At 44.4% G+C, this 21,428-nt stretch carries 17 protein-coding genes; 3 read left to right on the forward strand and 14 right to left on the reverse strand.

Annotated features, from left to right (window positions below):
* Positions 1 to 387 precede the first annotated feature (387 nt).
* Entirely contained in the window at positions 388 to 912 is a 525-nt protein-coding gene (locus tag JGK11_RS00505; RefSeq protein ID WP_293185276.1) for a dual specificity protein phosphatase family protein, read from the forward strand.
* A 325-nt stretch (positions 913 to 1,237) separates the two neighbouring features.
* On the opposite strand, the gene JGK11_RS00510 is transcribed toward JGK11_RS00505, so the two are convergent.
* The 3 genes from JGK11_RS00510 to rnhA all read right to left on the reverse strand — a co-directional run bounded on the left by JGK11_RS00510 (position 1,238) and on the right by rnhA (position 3,969).
* Positions 1,238 to 2,065 carry an alpha/beta fold hydrolase gene (locus JGK11_RS00510; RefSeq protein WP_293210195.1) on the reverse strand — a complete coding sequence of 276 codons (828 nt, stop codon included), beginning with the start codon at positions 2,063 to 2,065 and terminating at the stop codon, positions 1,238 to 1,240.
* Between the two features lie 195 nt (positions 2,066 to 2,260).
* Positions 2,261 to 2,899: a pentapeptide repeat-containing protein gene (locus JGK11_RS00515; RefSeq protein WP_293192459.1), complete on the reverse strand. Its 639-nt coding sequence runs from the start codon at positions 2,897 to 2,899 to the stop codon at positions 2,261 to 2,263.
* A 176-nt stretch (positions 2,900 to 3,075) separates the two neighbouring features.
* Complete coding sequence (rnhA, locus tag JGK11_RS00520; protein ID WP_293185270.1) at positions 3,076 to 3,969, reverse strand: ribonuclease HI; 894 nt, start codon at positions 3,967 to 3,969, stop codon at positions 3,076 to 3,078.
* A gap of 81 nt (positions 3,970 to 4,050) precedes the next feature.
* On the opposite strand from rnhA, the gene JGK11_RS00525 reads away from it, so the two are divergent.
* Positions 4,051 to 9,186: a CHAT domain-containing protein gene (locus tag JGK11_RS00525; protein WP_293210197.1), complete on the forward strand. Its 5,136-nt coding sequence runs from the start codon at positions 4,051 to 4,053 to the stop codon at positions 9,184 to 9,186.
* Positions 9,187 to 9,200: 14 nt separating this feature from the next.
* Here the strand turns inward: JGK11_RS00525 and JGK11_RS00530 are convergent, their stop codons facing one another.
* The 8 genes from JGK11_RS00530 to JGK11_RS00565 form a co-directional block, all read right to left on the reverse strand.
* Entirely contained in the window at positions 9,201 to 10,949 is a 1,749-nt protein-coding gene (locus JGK11_RS00530; RefSeq protein WP_293185267.1) for a hypothetical protein, read from the reverse strand.
* A 74-nt stretch (positions 10,950 to 11,023) separates the two neighbouring features.
* Entirely contained in the window at positions 11,024 to 11,227 is a 204-nt protein-coding gene (locus tag JGK11_RS00535; protein ID WP_293210200.1) for a hypothetical protein, read from the reverse strand.
* Positions 11,203 to 12,603 carry a hypothetical protein gene (locus JGK11_RS00540; protein ID WP_293185265.1) on the reverse strand — a complete coding sequence of 467 codons (1,401 nt, stop codon included), beginning with the start codon at positions 12,601 to 12,603 and terminating at the stop codon, positions 11,203 to 11,205. Before JGK11_RS00540 ends, JGK11_RS00535 begins: the two co-directional genes overlap by 25 nt.
* A 1-nt stretch (position 12,604) precedes the next feature.
* Positions 12,605 to 12,937 carry a hypothetical protein gene (locus tag JGK11_RS00545; RefSeq protein WP_293185264.1) on the reverse strand — a complete coding sequence of 111 codons (333 nt, stop codon included), beginning with the start codon at positions 12,935 to 12,937 and terminating at the stop codon, positions 12,605 to 12,607.
* 228 nt (positions 12,938 to 13,165) lie between these two features.
* Complete coding sequence (locus JGK11_RS00550) at positions 13,166 to 16,129, reverse strand: CHAT domain-containing protein (RefSeq protein WP_293185263.1); 2,964 nt, start codon at positions 16,127 to 16,129, stop codon at positions 13,166 to 13,168.
* Between the two features lie 91 nt (positions 16,130 to 16,220).
* A complete protein-coding gene (locus JGK11_RS00555; RefSeq protein ID WP_293185262.1) occupies positions 16,221 to 16,343 on the reverse strand; it encodes a hypothetical protein in 123 nt (40 codons plus the stop codon).
* Complete coding sequence (locus JGK11_RS00560) at positions 16,340 to 16,666, reverse strand: nucleotidyltransferase domain-containing protein (RefSeq protein ID WP_293185260.1); 327 nt, start codon at positions 16,664 to 16,666, stop codon at positions 16,340 to 16,342. Before JGK11_RS00560 ends, JGK11_RS00555 begins: the two co-directional genes overlap by 4 nt.
* 265 nt (positions 16,667 to 16,931) lie before the next feature.
* Positions 16,932 to 18,146 carry an acetate kinase gene (locus JGK11_RS00565; RefSeq protein ID WP_293210348.1) on the reverse strand — a complete coding sequence of 405 codons (1,215 nt, stop codon included), beginning with the start codon at positions 18,144 to 18,146 and terminating at the stop codon, positions 16,932 to 16,934.
* Between the two features lie 349 nt (positions 18,147 to 18,495).
* On the opposite strand from JGK11_RS00565, the gene psaK reads away from it, so the two are divergent.
* Entirely contained in the window at positions 18,496 to 18,756 is a 261-nt protein-coding gene (psaK, locus tag JGK11_RS00570; protein ID WP_293185258.1) for a photosystem I reaction center subunit PsaK, read from the forward strand.
* Positions 18,757 to 18,783: 27 nt separating this feature from the next.
* Here the strand turns inward: psaK and JGK11_RS00575 are convergent, their stop codons facing one another.
* From JGK11_RS00575 to JGK11_RS00585, 3 genes are all read right to left on the reverse strand, one after another.
* Positions 18,784 to 19,422, reverse strand: a complete 639-nt coding sequence (locus JGK11_RS00575; protein ID WP_293185257.1) for a histidine phosphatase family protein — start codon at positions 19,420 to 19,422, stop codon at positions 18,784 to 18,786.
* A gap of 105 nt (positions 19,423 to 19,527) precedes the next feature.
* Entirely contained in the window at positions 19,528 to 20,214 is a 687-nt protein-coding gene (locus JGK11_RS00580; protein WP_293185256.1) for a DUF3226 domain-containing protein, read from the reverse strand.
* Entirely contained in the window at positions 20,207 to 21,316 is a 1,110-nt protein-coding gene (locus tag JGK11_RS00585) for an ATP-binding protein (RefSeq protein WP_293210203.1), read from the reverse strand. The genes JGK11_RS00580 and JGK11_RS00585 overlap by 8 nt, the downstream gene beginning before the upstream one ends.
* Positions 21,317 to 21,428: the final 112 nt, after the last annotated feature.

Below are 21,428 nucleotides of genomic sequence, written 5' to 3' on the forward strand. Positions count from 1 at the left end.
AAATTTCTCCAAAAAAAATGATGAATTTGTCTGAACTGTATCGGGCGCTAGAAAGTGTCGCGATACGTTAAGAACTTATCTACAAATTGCAAATCTAATTGGCTATTTGCAGATGCCAGATGCGGCGATAGGTGAGCATTGCACTCAAGACTTTGCTGTGAATTTGAGTGAAATGTAAATTGGAACAATAGGACAGATCGCCATACTTAAACAGCATGGGATTGATTTCCTGATTTGTTGAAATCTAACGCTGCACTTGATATATCAACTTTGTCCTGATTTATGGTGAACGTCCAGGACAGTTAGACAGTTAAGCTAGCCACTTAAGAAGTAAAGTAAGAATATCTAAAAATCTCTAAGTTATTTTAGGATTGAAATTGAGGGCTGATGTACAAGTTTGCGGCGGCTGCGGAGGATGAATTAGTTGTGTTTGGTGCGGCCAAACCGGGCTACCGCGATGAGGAAGTTGCTGGCTGGATTGATTTTATGCGGCGACAGAAGATCGATCGAGTTTGTTGCTTGCTTCCCCAGACACAACTCATCGGCTATGGTGACTTGTTGGGAAGCTATGGAAATGTTTTTGGGTGCGATCGCGTTTGCTGGGCTCCGATCGCAGATTTTGAATTGGCCGATCGCGAAATTTTAGTCGATCGCATTTTACCGTTTTTGACATCTGCAAGTCGATCGGGCGATCGGGTGGTGGTTCACTGTGCTGGCGGGATTGGGCGCACAGGACAGGTTTTGGCTGCTTGGTTGGTTAGCGGGCGGGGTTTTTCTAACCAAAAGGCGATCGCGGCTGTGAAAAAAACTGGCAGAAATCCTTATGAAGCTGCGATCGCTGCTGTTTTCAAGGGTCGAAATCCGTGGAAAGTCGCTGCTGAACTTGATGCTTTGTTGGATGATTGTCGTTGACAGTTGACAGTTGACAGTTGACAGTTGACAGTTGATCGCTTGAGTGCACTTGATAAAGGAAGGAGGAGGATTGGAGTAATGATATCGTTTCCGGTTACATCGATATTGTTTAAACAGTCACCGGAAAAGGGTTCCGGCTTTCAACCAATTCTTGGTGGTTAAAAAGTCGGTTTCTGATCTCGCAAATGCCTAAATGGTGTTCAACATAGGAGATCGATCGCCTTCAATGACTATTGACTATTGACTATTGACTGCTGACTACCCTTCGGCTTCGCTCGGGGGGCGAGCTGACTACTGTCAACTGACTACTGTCAACTGTCAACTGTCAACTGTCAACTGTCAACTGATTTGTCACTGCTTCGGCGAAGGGAACCGGCGCATCAAGCTGCAACCAGTGGCTGGTTTCTGGTATGACTGTGGTGGCAATTTGGGGGCGCAGTATGTGGAGGCTGAAAGGCCAGGAGTTTGCCGGCGCGAGGACTGCTGAGATTTGAGTGCCCGGAGTTGCTAGGATGCGATCGATCGCACCAACTGCATCGTAAGCAAACATACCTTTGTACATACCGATGAGACGATCGCGCGGCGTGGCTGCGAGGCGTGCGATCGTGGTTTCGCGCGTCGCAGTTGTACCGCCGTCGAGGGCTTGGGAGAACTTTTCCTCTGCCGCAGCGCGGTAGCTGTCGCCCGCTAGCGCTGCGAGGAAGGGAACCATCTGTTCTTCGTACACGGAGGGCGGCAGGTAGTTAAAGTCACCGGGGGGATCGGCTAGGATGACGCGGGTGATGCGAGTTGGGGCGCAGTCGGCGGTGGCGAGGACGACGAGGGAACCGAAGCTGTGTCCGACGAGGGCTACTTGGGGGATATTCAGCGCGTCGAGGATGGCGATGATGTCGGTGGCGCAGCTATCGGGGGTGTAGTCGCCGTCTGCGGGCGGATCGGATGCGCCGTGGCCCCGGAGGTCGATCGCCAAAATGCGCTGGTTTTGGCCGAGATTGGCGCGCAAAAGTGCGATCGTCTCGTCCCAGACTCCGAGGTGGTATGCCATACCGTGTACGAAGAGGACGGGGATGGGTTCTGCTTCTGCGCTGCTTGCTGCGCCCGTGTCGGTGAGATTGAGTCGCCCCGCTGGGCCGGTGACAGTCGTAATTTGCATAAAATACCTGGACTTTAACGTTGTTCGGATTGGTTCGTAGTGCGGACTTCAGTCCGCATAATGCTACGGACTGAAGTCCGCACTACGAACCGTTTTTGTCATGGTAATCGACCGGAAGCGATCTGCGCGATCGCAAATATGAATCATAATTGGAACCTGCGGCATGAATAATTTGCAGTCGCCCCTCAACTTGTTTTACTCAAAGATAGCCCCATCCAAGCAAGCTTTTTTCAAGTCTACTTTACCTAAAGTTGCACCTCTTAAATCAGCATTTGTTAAGTCAGCATTACTTAAATCTACATTAGTCAAATCGGCACCTCTGAGATTAGCATTGCTTAAATTTGCCCCAGCTAAATTTGCCCTCACAATTTGTGACTTATGCAAGTTGCAGCCACTCAAATTAGCCGATTGCATCTGTGCTGCTGCTAAAATTGCTTTATTTAAATTAGTGCCGCTCAGGTCAGCCAAATTCAATTTGGCATAACTCAGATCGATGTTTTCCAAACAAAGTTGGCTCAATTGAGCGCATCTCAAGTTAGCATTAACAAAATATCTGTCTCCCGCCGCATAACGGCGCAGCAATTCGTCAACTCCCAGCCGAGTTAAAACCGGTTCGGCCGCCTTTTGATAGCACCACGATGTCTCCAGCAAACTCGCGGCTGTTTCAATTGCTACCTTGTCGGATTTAGGTAGAACCAAGCTATTGCAGCCATCCCACTCGCCGCCTAGCATAAATGCCATTTCAGAAGCTGCTGCAATTGAGTCGCAAAGCAAAACGGTTTCTGGTTTGGGTGGCAGCCAGTTCATTAAAGCGATCGAACTCTTGTTTTTCACTGTTTATTCAGGATTTGTTCGCGTTTCTTAAATTATAAGTTAAATTATTTTTCCTCTCTGGAAACAGGTAAGGTGCGCTGCGCGCACCTACCGTTTGAGTTCTTGCAATTAGTCCTAGATATTGCAGCAGTCAGAAGGCCTTTGTCACAATCTGACTGAGGACTTATGACTGATGATTAATCAGTCGTACTAACGTGGTCGATGCGCTCTAATTGCCAGAGAATTTGGTTGCCCTCGCGGCGCACGCGAGAAACTACCCAGTTGCGCCAAACCCAGTTGTCTCCGCGGCTGGTGACAGCGCTGGCATTTACATCCATCAAATCAGCCAGTTCAGAACTGGTAATCAAGTAGCCTTTGGTGGCAACTTCGTCAGCTATGTGCAACGTCTCGATCAGGTTGCGGAGTTCCTGAACCCTCACCTCGCGGGGTAAGTTCTCCAGGGTATCGGCAGTTGAATCCATCATGGTAGAGTTGGAGATCGGAAGGTCAGAAGTTATGACATAGGATTCTATCGTTTTGTTACCAGTTGTGTCCGTTTCTTCCAAAACAATTGGGTTTTCAATGTCTAGCGGCGATGACCCAGACTCATCTGTTGTTGGTCGATGCTGTTGCAGGGCGGGAGTGCGATTGTGAGAGAAGCTGCGGGCAATTTCATCGCATCTGTCGTTGTAGAAGTCGCCGGAGTGGCCGCGGACGTGTTCCCACTTGATTTGTCGGGAATTCAGCTTGTCTAGCAGGTGCCAAAGGTCTTGGTTGACGACATCTTTGCCTGTTGAGGTTTTCCAGCCTTTGTTTTTCCAGCCTTGAATCCATTTGGTGATGCCGTTTTTAACGTATTCGCTGTCGGTGTAAACGGTGACTGGTTCGGTTTGACCGGAATTGGCAAAAAATTCTAATGCAGCGACGGCCGCCTGCATTTCCATGCGGTTGTTGGTAGTTTGAGGGTCTGCACCTCCGAGTTCGTGACATTTGCCGTCGGCGAAGCAGATGACTGCACCCCAACCGCCGGGGCCTGGATTGCCGGAACAAGCGCCGTCTGTGTACAAGCTTTTGATTGTGGGAGTTGTCATGAGTTAATTAATTTGTTATTTACGATTATTTTGTTCGCGGGTGCGATAATTGAGGGAAATTGCGATCGACTGTAGATGCCCATGAAAAACGTCAACTTAAAGATTAAAAAGGTCGGGCTATTTGTTTGTCCGTTTTCTTTGTTAATTTTTAATACTTTCGCCCAGGCGCAAACAGTCGTGCCTGCTGCTGACGGTACTGGCACTGCTGTCATCCGCAATGGTAACCGCTACGATATTAACGGTGGCAGTTTGTCGGGAGACGGGGCGAATCTTTTTCACAGTTTTGGGCAGTTCGGCTTGAATGAAGGTCAAGTTGCTAATTTTCTGACTAATTCGGCTATTCAAAATATATTAGCTCGCATTGCTGGTGGGAACCCTTCGCTAATTAATGGTTTAATTACGGTCACGGGTGGCAATTCTAATCTGTTTTTAATTAATCCTGCGGGGATTGTGTTTGGCCCGAACGCGAGTTTGAATGTGCCAGGTGCTTTTACTGCGACTACTGCTAATAATGTGGGTTTTGGTTCTAATTGGTTTAATGCGGCAGGTACAAATAATTTTAGTGCCTTAGTTGGTGCGCCAAATGCTTTTTATTTTGGGGCGAATCAACCGGGAAGTATTGTTAATGCTGGCAATTTGGCTGTGACTCCGGGCCAAAGTTTGGCTTTGCTGGGCGGTACGGTTTTGAGTACGGGGCAGTTGTCGGCACCGGGCGGGCAAATTACTGTTGCTGCTGTTCCGGGCGAGAATGTTTTGCGGATCAGTCAACCGGGGCTTTTGTTGAATTTGGAAATACCAACTGACCAGAATTTGCGTAATTCTCAACAAAGTTTAAATCCTGTTTCTTTGCCGCAGTTGCTGACAGGTTCTGCACAAAATCAGGCGACGGGTGTTGCTGTTGCTGCTGATGGTAGCGTGCAGCTTGTGGACTCTGGTTTGCAGGTGAATTCTGGGGATGTGGCGATCGCTGCTGGGAATATATCTGTACTTCCGCAGGTGAATGCGGGAAGTGCGACTGTTTCGGCGGCGGGAAATCTGACGTTAGCGGGGGCTAGGCTGCAAACTGCGGGGGATTTGAACTTGCTGGCACGGGATGCGGTGCGGGTTCGCGATCGCGTGCAGAATCCTTTTTTGGCCCGGGCTGGGGGGAATTTAGAGATTCGGGCCGATCGCGCGATCGACATTCTCACCTTAAACGCTACCGGCGGCTTATCTCTTCCCCCGCAATTTCAAAGCGGTGGCAATTTGAGTTTAGTCAGCAACGGTGTAATTTCTGGGGATGCTCACTTTGCTTCAAGGGGCAATTTTTTGGTGCGGAATCTGTCGGGAAGGCCGGGAAATTTTGTCAGTTTATTTGACCCGATTATCAGTTCCGAAGGTGATGTTTTATTGGGAGATTATACTGGGGTTTCGCTGAAAGTCGAGGCGAGGGGTAGCATTGTTGCGGAGGATATTACAATTACCGGCCCGGATGTTGGATTGCGGACTGAAAATGCGACTTCAGATCCAGATATTGCTATTTTAACTAGCAGTCCAGCCTTAATTCTCCGGGCGGGAGTAGCAAGTTTGGCAAATCCGGTGAGTATTTCTTCTGACAGTGTAGATGATGATAGTATTTTCACTTCGACGCCTATTTTGAGTGGCAGAACTTTGATTTATGTGGAAAACATTTCTGCGGGCGGGCCAGTGATTTTGTCGGCGGCGCAAGAGGTGGCAACTAGAAATATTAATGGCGGTCAAATTAATCTCGAAAGCAGGGAAGGGGCTGTGATAGTTGGAGGCAGATTAACGTCTGCTTCGACGATTAATATTCAGGCTGTTAATAATATTATCTTGACAAATGACATCGTTCCGGCTGATATCAACGGCAATATTACTCTGAATTCGACTGGGGGCAATATAGTAACTCGCGCGATCGACACTGGGAATTCTGGGGCGATCGCACTCACAGCATTCGGCAATGTCAATTTCGGGAATTTGCGGGGTTCTCAAGTTAATGTTATCAGCAACTCCGGCGCTCTGGGAGTGTTGAACGATCCCAATACAATCGTCCCAAATACTACACCTGCCAGCGTTACAGCAACCGAGAATGTCACTTTGGCAGCTCCTGGGGACTTAAACGTGGGGAACCTCACGGGTTCGACTGTCGGAGCTACCAGCCGCACCGGAAATGTCGCTACGGGTGCGATCGCCTCTACCGGAGATGTCAGAGTTGTAGCGGGACAGCAAATCATTACAGCGCCAATAACCGTTAATGCGATCGCAGCAAATCCAGTTAATCCTACTACTCCCACAGTCAATCTGGACGCGAACACTAATATTAATGTAGCATCGGTTAATGCTCCCACTGCCACCGTTGCTTTGAGAGCAACCAACAACTTAACTGCCGGAAATTTGCAGGGGGGAGCAGTGGATGTTTCCAGCACCACGGGGAATATTACAACTACTAATACTGCATCAACAGGAAATATCAATATCAGGGCTCCTGGAAATGTAATAAACTCAGGAAATTTGCAGGGTATCGGAGTTAATGTTGCCAGCAATTCGGGAACTGTTACCACTGGTAATACCAACGCTACAGGTAATGTAGATTTGACAGCTTTTGGCAATTTAAATGCCGGGAATTTGCAGGGAGTTGGGATTAATCTTAACAGCACTACCGGAAATGTCACCGCTGGTAATCTCACCCCTGCCGAACAAGTTGGGATTTCGGCGGGCCAGCAAATTCAAACCGGGACAGTTAATATTACTCGCCCTACCACACAGCCAGTTAATCCCCTGTCGGCGGTAACTCTCAATGCTGGAAATAATATTAGCGCGATCGGGATAAATGCTCCTGCTACAAGGATTGTTTCGAGAACACCGACTAACTTTACTGCGGGAAATTTGCAAGGAAGTGCAGTTGATGTTAATAGCGGTGGCAATATTGCGATCGGCAATACTTTATCAACTGGGAATATCAATTTAACTGCGGTGGGAAATGTGACGGCGGGTAATTTGCAGGGAGTAGGAGTTGGTTTAATTAGCAGTAGGGGAAATGTCACTACTGGTAATATCAATGCTGCGGAAGTTGTGAGGATTTTAGCGGGAGGGCAAATTAGCACCAGGGCAATAAATGTTAATCCTGTGGTTGCCGATCGCACTTCTGGAGTAAATCTTAACGCTCAAAATGATATTAGCATTGAATCTGTTAATGCTCCCGGCGGTACGGTGAATATCGAGACTCCGGGTTTGGTGCGGGTGACGGGTACTTTTGACCAAAACGGTACTCCTGTGAGTGTCTCGACTGTTGGCGGCACTCAACCGGGTACAGTGAGGATCGCCCACGGCGGCGGTGATGTCAATCCGCCGACACCTTTTGTGGTGGGAAATGCGAGGAATAATGGGACGGCTGGGGCGATCGCCAGCAATGATTCTGGTACGATTACTGAGGGACAATCTTTCATAAATTCTTACACTCAGGGCAATAGTGCGATCGTCACTACCAACCAGCCAATTAATCCCAACCAACCAATTAATCCGAATAATCCGAATAATCCCAACCAACCAACTAATCCCGAGAATCCAATTAATCCGAATAATCCCGAGAATCCAATTAATCCGAATAATCCAATTAATCCGAATAATCCCGAGAATCCAATTAATCCGAATAATCCAATTAATCCGAATAATCCCGAGAATCCAATTAATCCGAATAATCCGAATAATCCGAATAATCCAATCGATCGCAATAACCCAAATTCGTTGCCACCATCGCTAATCAATAGATTTCCCTTAGATAGATCCAGAGCGGTTTTTCCCGAACCCAACCAACCCTTTAACCCCGAACAGCTACAGAATCAAAACAGAATATCGCGATATCTAGGAAAACCCGGAGACAGGCTGCCGCCGGAAAGAATGCAATCTCCGAGAGGACTCAGAAATTTCATCGTTGGAAATCCCAGAGAACCAGTTTTTGAGGCAGCATTTCGCAGCGACATCGGCAGGAACTTGGATGCAGGGAAATTATCAGCAGCTTTACCTCTGCTGGAGAAATCTTTTGGTCAAGAATTCGAGGAATATTTCGGTCTTAACATCAGCAAGGATTTACTATCGGTAGACGACATCAAGAAAAAATTAGTATCGGTGGGCGCAGAAACGAAAACGAAACCCAGCTTAATATATCTGTTTTCGCGATCGGAAAAATTAGATTTAATGTTAGTAGATTCTTGCGGTGCAGTAGTTCACAAAACTGTGCCGGAAGCGCACCGGGAAGAATTGCTGAAAGTTGTAAAGGAGTTCAGGAATGAGATTACTAATCCAGCCAGACGTAATACTACGAGTTATCTATCATCTGCCCAACAGCTTTATAAGTGGATGGTTGAGCCTTTGGAGGAGAATTTGAAGAAGTGCGAAACAGATACTATTTCTTTTGTAGTCGATCGCGGTTTGAGAGGTATGCCCTTTGCTGCTTTGCACGACGGAAAGCAATTTTTGATCGAAAAGTACAATCTCAGCCTGATGCCCAGCATTAATTTAACAGATACTCGCTACGTGGATATCAGGAAATCTGAAGTTTTAGCAATGGGTGCGGATCAATTTTCGGAATTGAATCCTTTACCAGCGGTTCCTGCGGAAATAGCGGCTATTTCGCGAGAATGGCCGGGAATTAGTTTTCTGAATGAGGGTTTCACTTTCGATAATTTGAAGCAACAGCATGAAAGCCGACCTTTTGGGATTATTCACTTAGCTACTCACGGCGAATTTCGTCCGGGACTGCCGAATAATTCTTTTATTCAGTTGTGGGATAGTCGGTTAAGACTGAATCAATTGCGTGACTTGAGATTGAATAATCCGCAGGTAAATCTATTAGTTTTAAGTGCTTGTCGGACTGCGGTGGGTGATGACAGTGCGGAGTTGGGTTTTGGGGGATTGGCGCTGCAAGCGGGGGTGCAAACTGCTTTGGGGAGTTTGTGGTATGTTTCGGATGAGGGTACTTTGGGATTGATGGCTGAGTTTTATCAGCGTTTGAAGATTGCCCCAATTAAGGCGGCGGCGCTGCGAGAAGCGCAAATTGCGATGTTGCGGGGAGATGTGCGTTTGGAGGGCGGCAAGTTACGGGGTTCGAGTCGGGGTGAGGGAGTGGAGTTGCCGCAATCTTTGCAAGGGTTTGCAGATTTGAAGTTGTCGCATCCTTATTATTGGTCGGCTTTTGTGATGATTGGGAGTCCGTGGTGACTGGTAATCGGTAGTCAAGCCTTCAAATCTGAAAACCAAATAGAAACCTCAGCATCTGGATTTTCGGGTAGCCGAGTCCATCCAGTTGATTGGGCAAATCTCTGCTTGACTAGCGCCAGTTGATTTTCATTTTTATCCAAAGCATTGGAGACAACAAGTATGACTCTCAAATCTTGCGCTGTTGTAATTTTACTCTTAGCTTCTTCACCGTCAACTATTGGGAGTGAGAGGATTCTGTGTCTCATTTCCAGCCACGAACCAAAACGCAATTCATCGGTATCTTTAGTTAAAACGACAACATCTTTAGGTGATTTAACGGCAGATTTTATCTGAGTAACTACCGATTTAACATTCTTTTTTGACAAGATATCGACATAGAGAAAATTCTCTGTTGTTGCGTAATTTTTCCGCAAAATTATAGCCTCAGCCCAATCAACTATATAATTGAGCGGGGGCAGCAATACAAAGAATACCAATACAACAGACAATACAATTTTTGACAGTATAGATTTTTCATGATTTGAAATCCAGTAAATGTAGTAAGAAATCACAAAGAAGACAGTAAGTATAAAGAAAGGATTGCTGTAACGACCGATGCCTGCCATTAATAGATTTATTCCAGTTTTATAAGATATATATGCAATGAATATAAAAGGAATCGTTGTAATGCAGCCCCAAAGAATAATAAGTTTTTTATTGTATATATTTTTGCGAGCAGACTCTGCAACAAACCAAAAAGCTGCTAAGGTTCCTGCCAGACCTACAAATATTTTAAAAGTTTCTGCTTTCCGTGAAATATCTAAGGTAAATAACTGTTTAAGAATAGTGCTTGTAAACGTCAACAGCCTACCTTGAGTAAAAATTTCTGAATTGAATAGACCTAAACCTGGAGCTCCTATTAAACTCAATAAAAAACGCATTCCTCTTGTAGAAGGCGATGCCACAGGAATAGCAGCTTCAAATTGGTCTATAGCACTATTGACTCCAGAAAGTGCATGGTGAATAGCGCTCAGACCAATTACTGGCAAAAGGGTGAATACCGTACAAACTGCTAACAGGATAAAACGGTTTTTTAAGGTATATTGTTTGCTGAAAAACCATAAAAATACAGCTAGATAGGCGAGCATTCCTAGAGAAACTAAAAAAGCAGAGTATTTTAACCAGTAAATTCCTCCTAAAAGTAGACCTAGTAGAGCTGCATGAACTAGAAAGCGACTATCAAATTTATTCCCTGAGTCTAAAATTGAGCACAGATACATTGCGTACAGTAATACCCAAGGCATGACTGCCCAAGGAATCACATCTCCTGCTGTACAAACCAATAATGAGCCAATTTCTATATAATAGATAGATAACAGGACAGCTATAATTATTTTGATTTTCTGGTCAGAGGTGAGAGTATCTATTACCTTTATCCACCCCAGACCGCCTGAAACAAACAAAAAGTATGCGGTTGTTCTGACTGCGATTCCTAAAGGCAATCCGAGGGCGATTAAAGGTAAAAATGCGAAGGTGACGCCGGGAGCGTGCCAGACTATCCAGGTTTGTATATCTTGAGAGATATCTTTTTGATTTACTGTGACAACTGAGTTGATCAAACTAGATCCTCCGCTCAACCACTGGTTGATTCCTTTGATTTGAGGGATTGGATCGAACTCTATTTGGTAAGGAAATACTGAGGCGATCGCAAAAAAGACAGTGACTATAAATAGAAATATTAAATATGGCGCTAATTTCTGATAACGAGAATTTGTTAAATTCATAATTATAGTTTTAATTAGGTGAAAAATAAACTATAAGTCACCTGTCTAAAAACTGGCGATAAATGTGATATTTCTTAATAGTTATGAAAGTTTTCGCTGGTAGGTATGTTCGCCAGCAAGAGGTGGGAGTGTTGGGTGGGACGATCGCGCTTGTTGTCGATCGCGCTTATTGTCGATCGCACTGCGCTATCATTCGGATCTAAGCGGATTTGAGATCGATGATTTTTTGGGAAAGGTCGATCGCCCTTTTGACCTATTTTTTCGGTTTGGTGCGCCACCAGGTGATGCCGGCTGCGAAAAGGGCGATCGCGCAACTCAACAAAAAGGAGAATGCAAAGGGATGCAGGTGCATTACAACTGGGATGTGATGGTTTTGCACTGTCTCGAAGAGTTTGTCTGTACCGCTGGATGCGGCGATGCCTCCGGCTGCTAAACCTACGCCGATCGCCTGTACTGTGCTCTCTAGGCGATCGTCCCGATCTTTCTCTTTGTCCTCGCTGTTGCGGAGTGCGAGTTGATTGGTGCGATCGCTCCTGGCTTGTTCTATTTCTACTATGCCGCGGATTGAGGCGATCGCCTGGTCGATTAAGTTTGTCCCGTGGCGGAAATATCCTAAGTCTCCGGCTATTTGCGATCGCATATAAAGAGCACTTTTTCTACTGAAGTGATTTAATATAGATAGTTCTTCCTTATCGATTCCTAGTATATCACAAATTGTTTGCAAAATGTCAATGTAATTGTTAAGATTTAGGACGATTGTATTGTCATAATCTTCGAGTTTCCGCAGCAGACAAGTATAAGTTACAGCTTTACTGAAGAGTTGCTTTAGCTGTTCCTGAAATTCCTGCAATTGGGCGGCAGTTAAGACGGTTCCTCTGGAAAATTGAGCCTGCAATATCTCCACATTTTTCTCAATAATGCGGTATTCGCGATCGAGTTCGCGGTAAATCAGGCGGCTGTCTTGAAAAACTTTGATGATTTTGTTGCGGTAAAATAGTAGGTCAAATATTTCTTCTTGGCAAGTGTTAAAATCCTTGTCGGTTTGTTTGTCAGCCAGCAGCCAGACAAGCAAATGGCGGTAATTTGCTATATCGGCAATTGAACCGTATTCAAAAATCGGACTACCAAATAATTTACCTGAACGATAAAATACAGGTGGCGAGTCGCCTTGGAATAAAGCATTGCGACATTCATCGGCGAGGGGTTTGAGGGAATCTAAATTATCTGAAGAGTTTTCGGGAAGCCCGGTGGTAATTAGGAGAGTTTGACCTAAAAAGTTGTCGTCGCCGTTGATAAGTAAGACTCGATTGGGGTTGAATTTCTGGATGAAATCGACACCTAAATTATTAGCGGTGCCGTCTTCCGGGCAACCTATATTTAAGCATAAAGCATAGCTGTCTTGAATTTGTAGCGGTTGGGCAAAACCTTCTATGGGTTGATTGCTGTTGAATTTTAGTGCGACATTTGGCAGTAAATCCTCGCGGTAGCTGTGAGAATTTGGCGGAAAAACTAGATTTGGTGTCAGCTTTTTATCGGTGAAGTTGGCGAGGATGTTGTCGCAGTGTTTCCAGAGAGGATTATGGCGGCCCTGACTGTCATCGTGCAGTTGGAAAGCGTATAGATAAACATTGGGGGCAGAAATTTTGTCGCTCATATTATTGGCGCGGGGGCTGTGAATTGGGAAGGCGTTTTTTGAGGTTTTCGGGTAACTCTGGATAGCGGTTTAATAGCCTTGGTTCTTGCTCTTCTTTTTTGGTGGGTTGCGGTTCTGGTTTTCTCTCAAATTTATTGATTTCATCTGTTATTTTAGGATAGTTTGCACACCAATCGCCAATGGCATCAGCTACTTCGTTGTTCGATTTATCAGCCATCTGGGATATTGTATTGCTGAGATTTGCTAAATCCTCAACCGCCCCGACTTGTTCAAATACTTCGGGTTTAGTTTCAAAGACTGCTAGGAAACCAGAAATAAATTCTTCATCTGTCATTGCCAATTTCTCCTTTGATTGTATTGTAGTTAGCCGGGGCGGGTTTTTGGGATTTACGGTGTGGTTTCACAGATAGTCGCGAACCCGCCCCTACAGCAATTATATCTGTTTCATACAAGATTAAATTCCCAATTTCAACAATTTTGTAGGGGCGGGTTCGCAGAAATTTATGACTCAAAACCAACCAACTAATAAACCCGCCCCCACCCCATGAAAAGACAGTTTATATTATTGCCCAACTGCACAGAAAGCCGCCCAGTATACGGGAGACTCATAAGGTTGATAATCCTGTTTGTAACCGCGCCTGTATTTGCCTTGAATTTTCTGTTTGTGTTCGCGACTCAGCAACTGCGACGCTTCCACCCATTCTAGCAAACTTTTAACAGTCAAACTCCGCAGCCACAACTGAGACTCCCGCAAAGCAACAGCCACAGGCGGGCGAGTTTTAGACAAGAAAATCTCATAAAACTTAATCATCAAAATCGCCGTAGATACATCATTGACAGCCCACAAAGTGCTAATCACATTCGTGGTTCCGGCGTACAAAAAACCGCTAGGCAATCCGATATACTCATCTGTGCTATCTCTAATATCCGTTAACCCAGTTTCGCAGGCGGAAAGCGTCACTAAACTGCACTTACTCAGGGGCAAATCAAAGATTTCTTCCAGCGTCAGACATTTTTCAATATCCCACAATTTGTCTTGAGGGGAACGAATATAACTTTTGTTCTCGGAGTCCACGTTATCGGTGGCATTTTTCGCACCAGCTAAGATTAAAGCTGATTTCCGAGGATTGTTAAAGTCGAAAAAGCCGTGACAGGAAAAGTGGGCGATCTCGGCATTTTGCAACGCTTCAAGCTGTTGCTGCAATCCTGTCTTACTTGCCTTTTCCCGAATCAAAACTTCCGCTGGATTAAAGGATTTGGCAATTGCTTCAACTTCGATGTCGGTGAAGTCTAAATCTTCTGTCGGGTTTTGAATGGCAAACAATCTTGTGGGTGATGACTCTTCCCCAGTCGGATTTACCCGCTGAGATAATTGTAATAGCTGACAACTGGGAGTATATCTCACGCCGCCAGGGAAAAGATCGAGGAGACATCCAGTTTCTTCTATATTTTGTCTTAGTCTTCGGCTGGTTAATGCGTGAAGCGGTAACAAGTGCAAATATCGGAAGGGAACTAATATTAATTTTTGGCATTTTTCTGGGAGGCGAGAGATTATTTCATCGAAATGCAAGATTTTAGCTAATTTTTCCAGGCGGGTTTTTAGCTGATTTCTCCAGTTTTCAGGTTGATTGATATAGTCACCGATATATTCATTCATAAACTCCACTAATGCTTCTGAGTCTGTATCGGAAGATTGCCAGACATCAGGTTGGGTGGAGTCGCGGGTAATAATGAAAACTTTAAAACCGTTAGAGGTGATGTACCATTCCAAAATTGCCTCATCTTCACCTAACAGACTGCGAATTTCCTGAAAACTAATCTGCTGCACATTTTCCGGGAGGCTGCGGGCCTTGTGAAACAATTCTACTAGGTTTCTGGTTTTGCTGCGTTCGAGGTATTCTAGGGCGACAGTGTTGTTTTCCATTTCCAGGCAAACTGCTACCATATTATGATAAAGCATATCCCATTCTTCGGCTAATTTCTGTCTGTCTGCTTCGCCACCGATAATAATTTCACTCCGCATTAATTCTACTGTATTAATGGCGGATTTAAAGGTATTGTAAGCTTCTGGTAGTTGGGAATTATCCCAGTAAGCAAGTCCGAGATTAGATAGGCTTACAATATTATCTATAGGAAATGCCTCGCGGGTGTAAACTGATAATGATGCTTGAGAAGCAACGATTGCGATTTCGAGATTATCGGCTTTTTCACCTCGAATTCTGTTGCGGTAGGCAAGCCCCAAATTATTTTGACTCCGGGCCCATTCAAAGGGAAATGCCTCACGGGTATAAACTGATAATGATGCTTGATAAGCGGCGATCGTGAGTTCGAGATTATCGGCTTTTTGGCCTCGGATTCTGTCGCTGTAGGCAGCCCCCAAATTATTTTGAGTCCTTGCCCAATCAAATGGAAATTCCTCAGAGGTATAAACTTCTAATAATTCGTCAAAAGCAGCGATAGCCAGTTCGAGATTCTCAGCTTTTTCGCCTCTGATTCTTTTGCTGTAGGCAAGCCCCAAATTATTTTTACTGGTTGCCCATTCAAACGGAAATGCCTCGCGGGTGTAAACGGACAAAGCTGCTTGTGAAGCGGCGATCGCCATTTCGAGATTCTCAGCTTTTTCGCCTCTGATTCTACTACAGTAGGCAAGCCCCAAATTATTTTTACTCATTGCCCATTCAAACAGAAATGCCTCGCGGGTATAAACGGACAAAGCTGCTTCTGAAGTGGCGATCGCCAGTTCGAGATTCTCAGCTTTTTCGCCTCTGATTCTGTTGCTGTAGACATTCGACAAAATATTTTGAATACCTGCCCATTCGCTGGGAAATGCCTCACGGGTGCTAACTTCTAAAGCTGCTTGAGAAAACTCGATCGCCCTTTCAAGATTATCGACTTTTTCCCCTCTAATTCTGTCAAAATAGGCAACCGCCAAATTATATTGAGTCATTGCCCAATCCTCTGTATATTCTTGACGGTTAAAAACAGTCAGGGCAACTTCATAACCTGCAATGGCAATTTCCAAATTACTCTCTCTGTTTAAGGAAAATTGCCAGATTGCATTACTAAACTGGACAACAAGTAATATTATAAAAATGCAGTCTTGTTTCCTATCTAAGTTTTGCAAAGTTTGCTTCGCCCAATTTCGGAAAACTACAGCAAAATTATCATTAATTAAGTTGAGATTATCCCGCAGCAGGGGATAGATTACATTACGATAGTCGCCACTTTCTGCCGTACTTTTTGCCGTACTTTCTGCCGTTACCTGCAATACTTGCTTCAAAAATTCTAACTGATCATTAAAAGAGGGCAATTTTAATATGAGATAGCTTGCCCAATTCATTAAAAAATCTGCTTCATTCTCATTGCCTTCCTCGCGTTTAATTTCTGCCAGCCATTGCGTTACCTGCACCAACCCCGCATCAACTAACTCGGGGTTTGCCTGCAAAATTTGGTTTCTTTCCCCGCTGGGGCAATTCACTAGCGATTGAATCAAATTGAGATAAGCTTGGATTCGTTGTTCGTCCATATCTGGTGGCGGGGATTGCGCGGCGAGGGTATTATTATTTAGCCGGATGTAGCACAATACTGAGTCCGACTTATAATATCCGCATAATTTCTCAGTCTCGCGTTGCGGGAACTTCGTTTGTATAGATGCGATCGCAATCGCCGAATTCTCTGGGGCAATTCAGTAGGGATCGAATCAGATTTTGAGCTAATTCGACAAATTGTTCGGGTTTCATAAAACTATTCCCTCTTTACGAATGTTCCTCAACAAAGGCCCGTTGTAGTGCAAAAACCGATTTTCATCCATAAACAAACAGCTAATCACTTCATCATTTTGGAGAGACAAGTCAGCCCGAATATGGCTAATTCTTTTGATTTCTTCGCCGGGATTGACTTGTCCTTTGAGAACTACCAAAACATCAATATCTGAGTCGGGATCTGCGTCGCCCCGCGCTTGGGAACCGTAGAGTACCATTTGGGTGAGCCGATCGCCGTAGAGTTGCTCGAAGTGCGATCGCAACTGAGTTAAAATAGTCTGGAGCTTATTGTTGACGTTCATATTCGTTGTCGTGGATGCTGGAAGGGCGATGGGGCTTGTCAATCTACGTACATAGTCTAGTCTAAATGCACAAAACTCGGCACAAAACTCCGCACTCTTCAACCCGCGGAGGCGGGTTTCGTATGTGTAGACGCGGTTTCAACCGCCGTCTCAACCGCCGAAAAAACCCCGCACTCTTCAACCCGCGGAGGCGGGTTTCGTATGTGTAGACGCGGTTTCAACCGCCGTCTCAACCGCCGAAAAAACCCGCCGAAAAAAACCCGAATTATCTACGAGAAATATCCCAACATTCCCGCGCAATCTCCCAATCTTCCTGAGTATGAATCACCAAAACCCGCACCGCAGAATCAACCGCCGCAACATCATCATCAACCGGCCAATTCAAATTCTTCTCCCCATCCAACCTTAACCCAATAAACCCAAAAACCTCGCACACAGCAGCCCTGACAGCAGCCGAATTTTCCCCAACACCAGCCGTAAAAATCAAAGCATCCAACCCTCCCAAATTCGCCAACATCGCCCCAATTCCGGCGCGCAAACGGTGGATGTAAATATCCAATGCAAGTTGAGCCCGAGAATTGCCATTTGCGATCGCCTCCGCAACCAGCCGCATATCGCTAGAAACCCCAGAAATCCCCTTCAAACCAGAATTTCGATTGAGAATATTATCGAGTTCCTCAGCAGTAAAGTGCGATCGCCTTAACAGATGAATTATGATACCAGGATCGATCGAGCCCGATCGACTCCCCATCATCAAACCATCCAAAGGAGTAAAACCCATCGTAGTGTCAACACTCAGGCCGTCGCGAACCGCCGCCAGAGAGCATCCGTTGCCCAAATGACAGCTAATCAGCCGCAAATCGGCAGAATCGCGGTTCAGAATTTCGGCAGCCCTGCGAGCGCAATATTGATGGCTAATGCCGTGGAAACCGTAGCGGCGAATCCCCTCTTCCAGCCATTCGTAGGGGCCCGGATACACAAAAGCTGCGGGCGGTAACTGTGAGTGAAAAGCTGTATCAAAAACTGCGACTTGCGGCACATTTTTGAGGATTTTTTCAACGGCTTCGATACCTTCCAAGTTAATCGGATTGTGGACGGGAGCAAACTCAGATAAACGGGCAATTTCCTGTTTGACTTCCGGCGAAATCAGCGTACTTTGCTGATAGTTTTCCCCGCCGTGAACCACGCGATGACCGACAATATCAATCTCGCTTAAACTGTTAATAACTTGAGTTTCACCCTGCCACAGAGTCTCTAGCATTCGAGCGATCGCCCCAGCGCGAGAATCCGAGGCAATTTCTTCCTCAAATCTATGGCCAGCAGCAGTTCTGACTTGCAACTCCCCCGCACCTTCGCGGTGAGTCCAGTCTATTTTTGCTTCCCATAGAGGTTGTGGCGGGCGATCGGGAAGCGTGTCATTTAGTTCGTAAAAGCAGCTTTTTTGACTGCTAGAACCTGCATTTAAAACTAAGATTTTCATGGTAATTGGGCATTGGGCATTGGGCATTGGGCATTGGGCATTGGGCATTGGGCATTGGGCAAACAGGTAATTGGTAATTGGTAATTGGGAATTGGTAATTTAGGACTTACTCACTTCAACTTCAGAAACCGCGTTTTTACCTTTTCTGCTGGTTGGAACCTGTGTATTTTGCTCAAAAACGCGGTTTCTGGCTACCCGTATTGATTGTTAGCTATTCACTAATGACGACTTTATTAAGGAATTTATCAAAATGTTAAGTATTAATGCAATCTGTAGTCAAGCGTTACGGTTATTTGATATATCTTCGTCATCAGATTTTCATTGATTAAAGTTTAAGGAGCCGATCGCCATGTTGACAACAATTTTATTAACCGTTGCCCCTCGTACCGTAGAATGGAGCCCCACCATTGGGCTGATTATGATTGTCTGCAATATTCTAGCCATTGCTTTCGGCAAATTAACAATCCAGCATCAGAGCACAGGTGGGGCAATGCCTTCAGCGAATATGTTCGGCGGTTTTGGTTTGGGTGCAGTCTTGGGAACCACCTGCTTTGGTCATATTTTGGGCGCAGGTACGATTTTAGGATTGTCTTACATTGGCGCGATTTAGAATCTAGGTGGGGACTGCACACCTTTTCTAAGTACCGGGTAAATTGCGGAGGTTTTCATCCAAGTGCGATCGATCGCCCAAAACCTCCAGCATCGGCCCGCGCACATCAAACTTAACTATACTAATAGAAGCGGCTAAAGCAGCAATGCGATTGCGATAACTTCCCAAATCAATCCCCAACAAACCGCACAGAATAATCCGAATAGTCGCCTTGTGGGAAACCACCAAAACATTTCCGCTCTTGTATTTTTCCTGAATTTCTGCAATAACTAAGGAAGCTCTACTAGAAATCTGCACAGAAGTTTCCCCCTCAGTCGGTGCATTCCAAGCCGGTTCCGTCAACCAATTCATGTAATCTTCAGCATATTTTTCGCGAACATATTCAACCGTTTCGCCTTCCCACTTGCCGTACTTAATTTCCTTAAGTCCGTCGCGAAGCTGCATTTCAATCCCCACAGCATCGCACAAAGGTGTTGCAGTTGCGATCGTGCGCTTCATCGGGCTGACATAAACAGCATCCCAAGGCAATTTTGCGTAAGTTGCGCCAAATTGTTCGGCCATCATAGAACCTTCGGCTGTCAATTCTGGATCGAGGTCGCCGCAGAAACCGCCACTTTTGCTGTAAACTGTTTCACCGTGGCGCAGAAAGTAGATTTTTAAGCTCATAAATTCCTAGGTTTGTTCTTCAGTCCGCGTAGGCGGACTTCGTTCGTGTAGTAGCGGTTTCAACCGCCGATTATTTCAACCGCCGATTTCATTTGTTTTCTCATTTTAACAAAAAAGCCTAAAAAAATCTTTCAAATCATCAAGAGCAGAATTATCCCAATCCCAAATATCTTTTTTGTGTTCCATAACATAATCAAACTTAGACATACTGCATTTCCCTCCTGCTTGTTTCTGTTCCTGCTTTGAGCAAGTATCAAATCTAATATAGTTGCTAACCCAGAATTTATCAAACTCTTTCTGGTTGATTTTCTTTCCCTGGTTTTCTAGGCAAGTTTTCCAGCTATCCAAACAATCAGCATAGGTCGAATCTTTAGCTTTTATTGCCTTTAAAAGCGTTTCCAGTTCCCCTCTACCTCCAACATTTGTAAAGTAACAAGCCAATTTTGCATTTGTGCCAAGTTTTGTACAAATATCGATAAATTGTTTAGTGCTTGACAAGCTTTCAGCTTCAAACACTGGTTTTATACATTTATCTACGAATTTCAGCCGTTCTTGCTCTGAAAAATTATCAATATCAATAATAATTCCAATCTTTTCGATATCTTTTCTGTCAATCTTTCTTTCTAAATTTTTTAAAGCTTTGATTAACTCTGTTTCGCTCAAGCCTTCCAAACTTTGATAATCATCTATATAAATAGGTGATGCTACCTGGATATCGCAGTTTAGTTTTTCAACCATTGCCTGCATGAAAATTTTATCATTTTTACTTTCTACTATGACAATATTACTCACCTCTCACTCCTTCTTTATGCTCTAGTGCGTAATTCAAAGTTTCCAAATCGAGCCGACTTCCGATTATTTGATTTGTTTTGAGTTTCCTTGCTAGTTCAAAATAGGCGCTGCTGCATTCTTGATTAGGTTCCAAGCCAACATCAGCAAATGCTTGAAGCATCTCTAAACTGTGAGTTGTCGCAAAAATCTGGGTATCCAGTTCAACCGCTAATCGAAACAACATTCTCCAAAAATCTCGCTGGTTCGTATAGTGTATGCCATTCTCTATTTCATCAATGAGCAATATTTTATGTTCGCTGTTTACCAGTTTAAGAATAATGTCTGCAACTCGGTTCATGGCATCTCCAAACAATGATAGAGGCAAACGCTTTTCGCCTTTTCTTCTCAAGTATAGCGTTGGTTCCCCAATATAAAAACTCTCTACTGATTCGATTGCAGGGTCGATAATTTGAAAAGCTTTCAAAACTTCGCTATCTTTTTCATTCAAACGAGCGTTATCATATGCTTCTGTGAGTTCTCTTCCCGAAATCCTCATAAAGGAGGCAATGATTGGTGATTCATGCGTAATAGAAATATTACCAATAGTTATTAAACCACTCGAACTGGATATTAAAAAAGACATAACAAGTGGATTTTCGTTTCTTATTGACCGAATAGTTATTACCGATACACCAAATCTTTTATTAGGTAAAGAATTTATTATTTCTCTTATTTCTATATCTAAACGATTGAACAGATTAGGAGCTGTAATAATACTTGTGCTAATAATTTTATTTAGCGATTTTATCGATATTTCTAATTTATCTATTTTATGATTTTCGTCTTTTCCAAGAATTACTATTGTTTCTTCTTTTTTTAGTGCATAAAATAAGTTATCCCAAGCTCTATTAGGCATAGCCTTTAAGGCTTCTGAGGAGTCCCTTCTAAGTTCTCTTAATATTTCCAAACTACCAGCTTCGGGAGCAATATAGAGAACAAGTGCTTCTAGCAAGGCTGTCTTGCCAGCATTATTTTTACCACCGATTAAATTGACTCTTTCAAACCCAGAAATTTTGATTTGCTCAAAACACCTAAAATTTTGGATTTCTATTTCTTTCAGCATTACTTATCCTTTTGAATTAATCTAACTCATCTGCGTTAATCTGTGTTCATCTGCCTGTATCTGCGGTTAAAAAAAGAGAATTTTGCAACCGCAGATGACAATAGATTAACGC

Origin of the sequence: Microcoleus sp. PH2017_34_RAT_O_A (assembly GCF_020737885.1) — a bacterium.
Taxonomy (GTDB): Bacteria; Cyanobacteriota; Cyanobacteriia; order Cyanobacteriales; family Microcoleaceae; genus Microcoleus.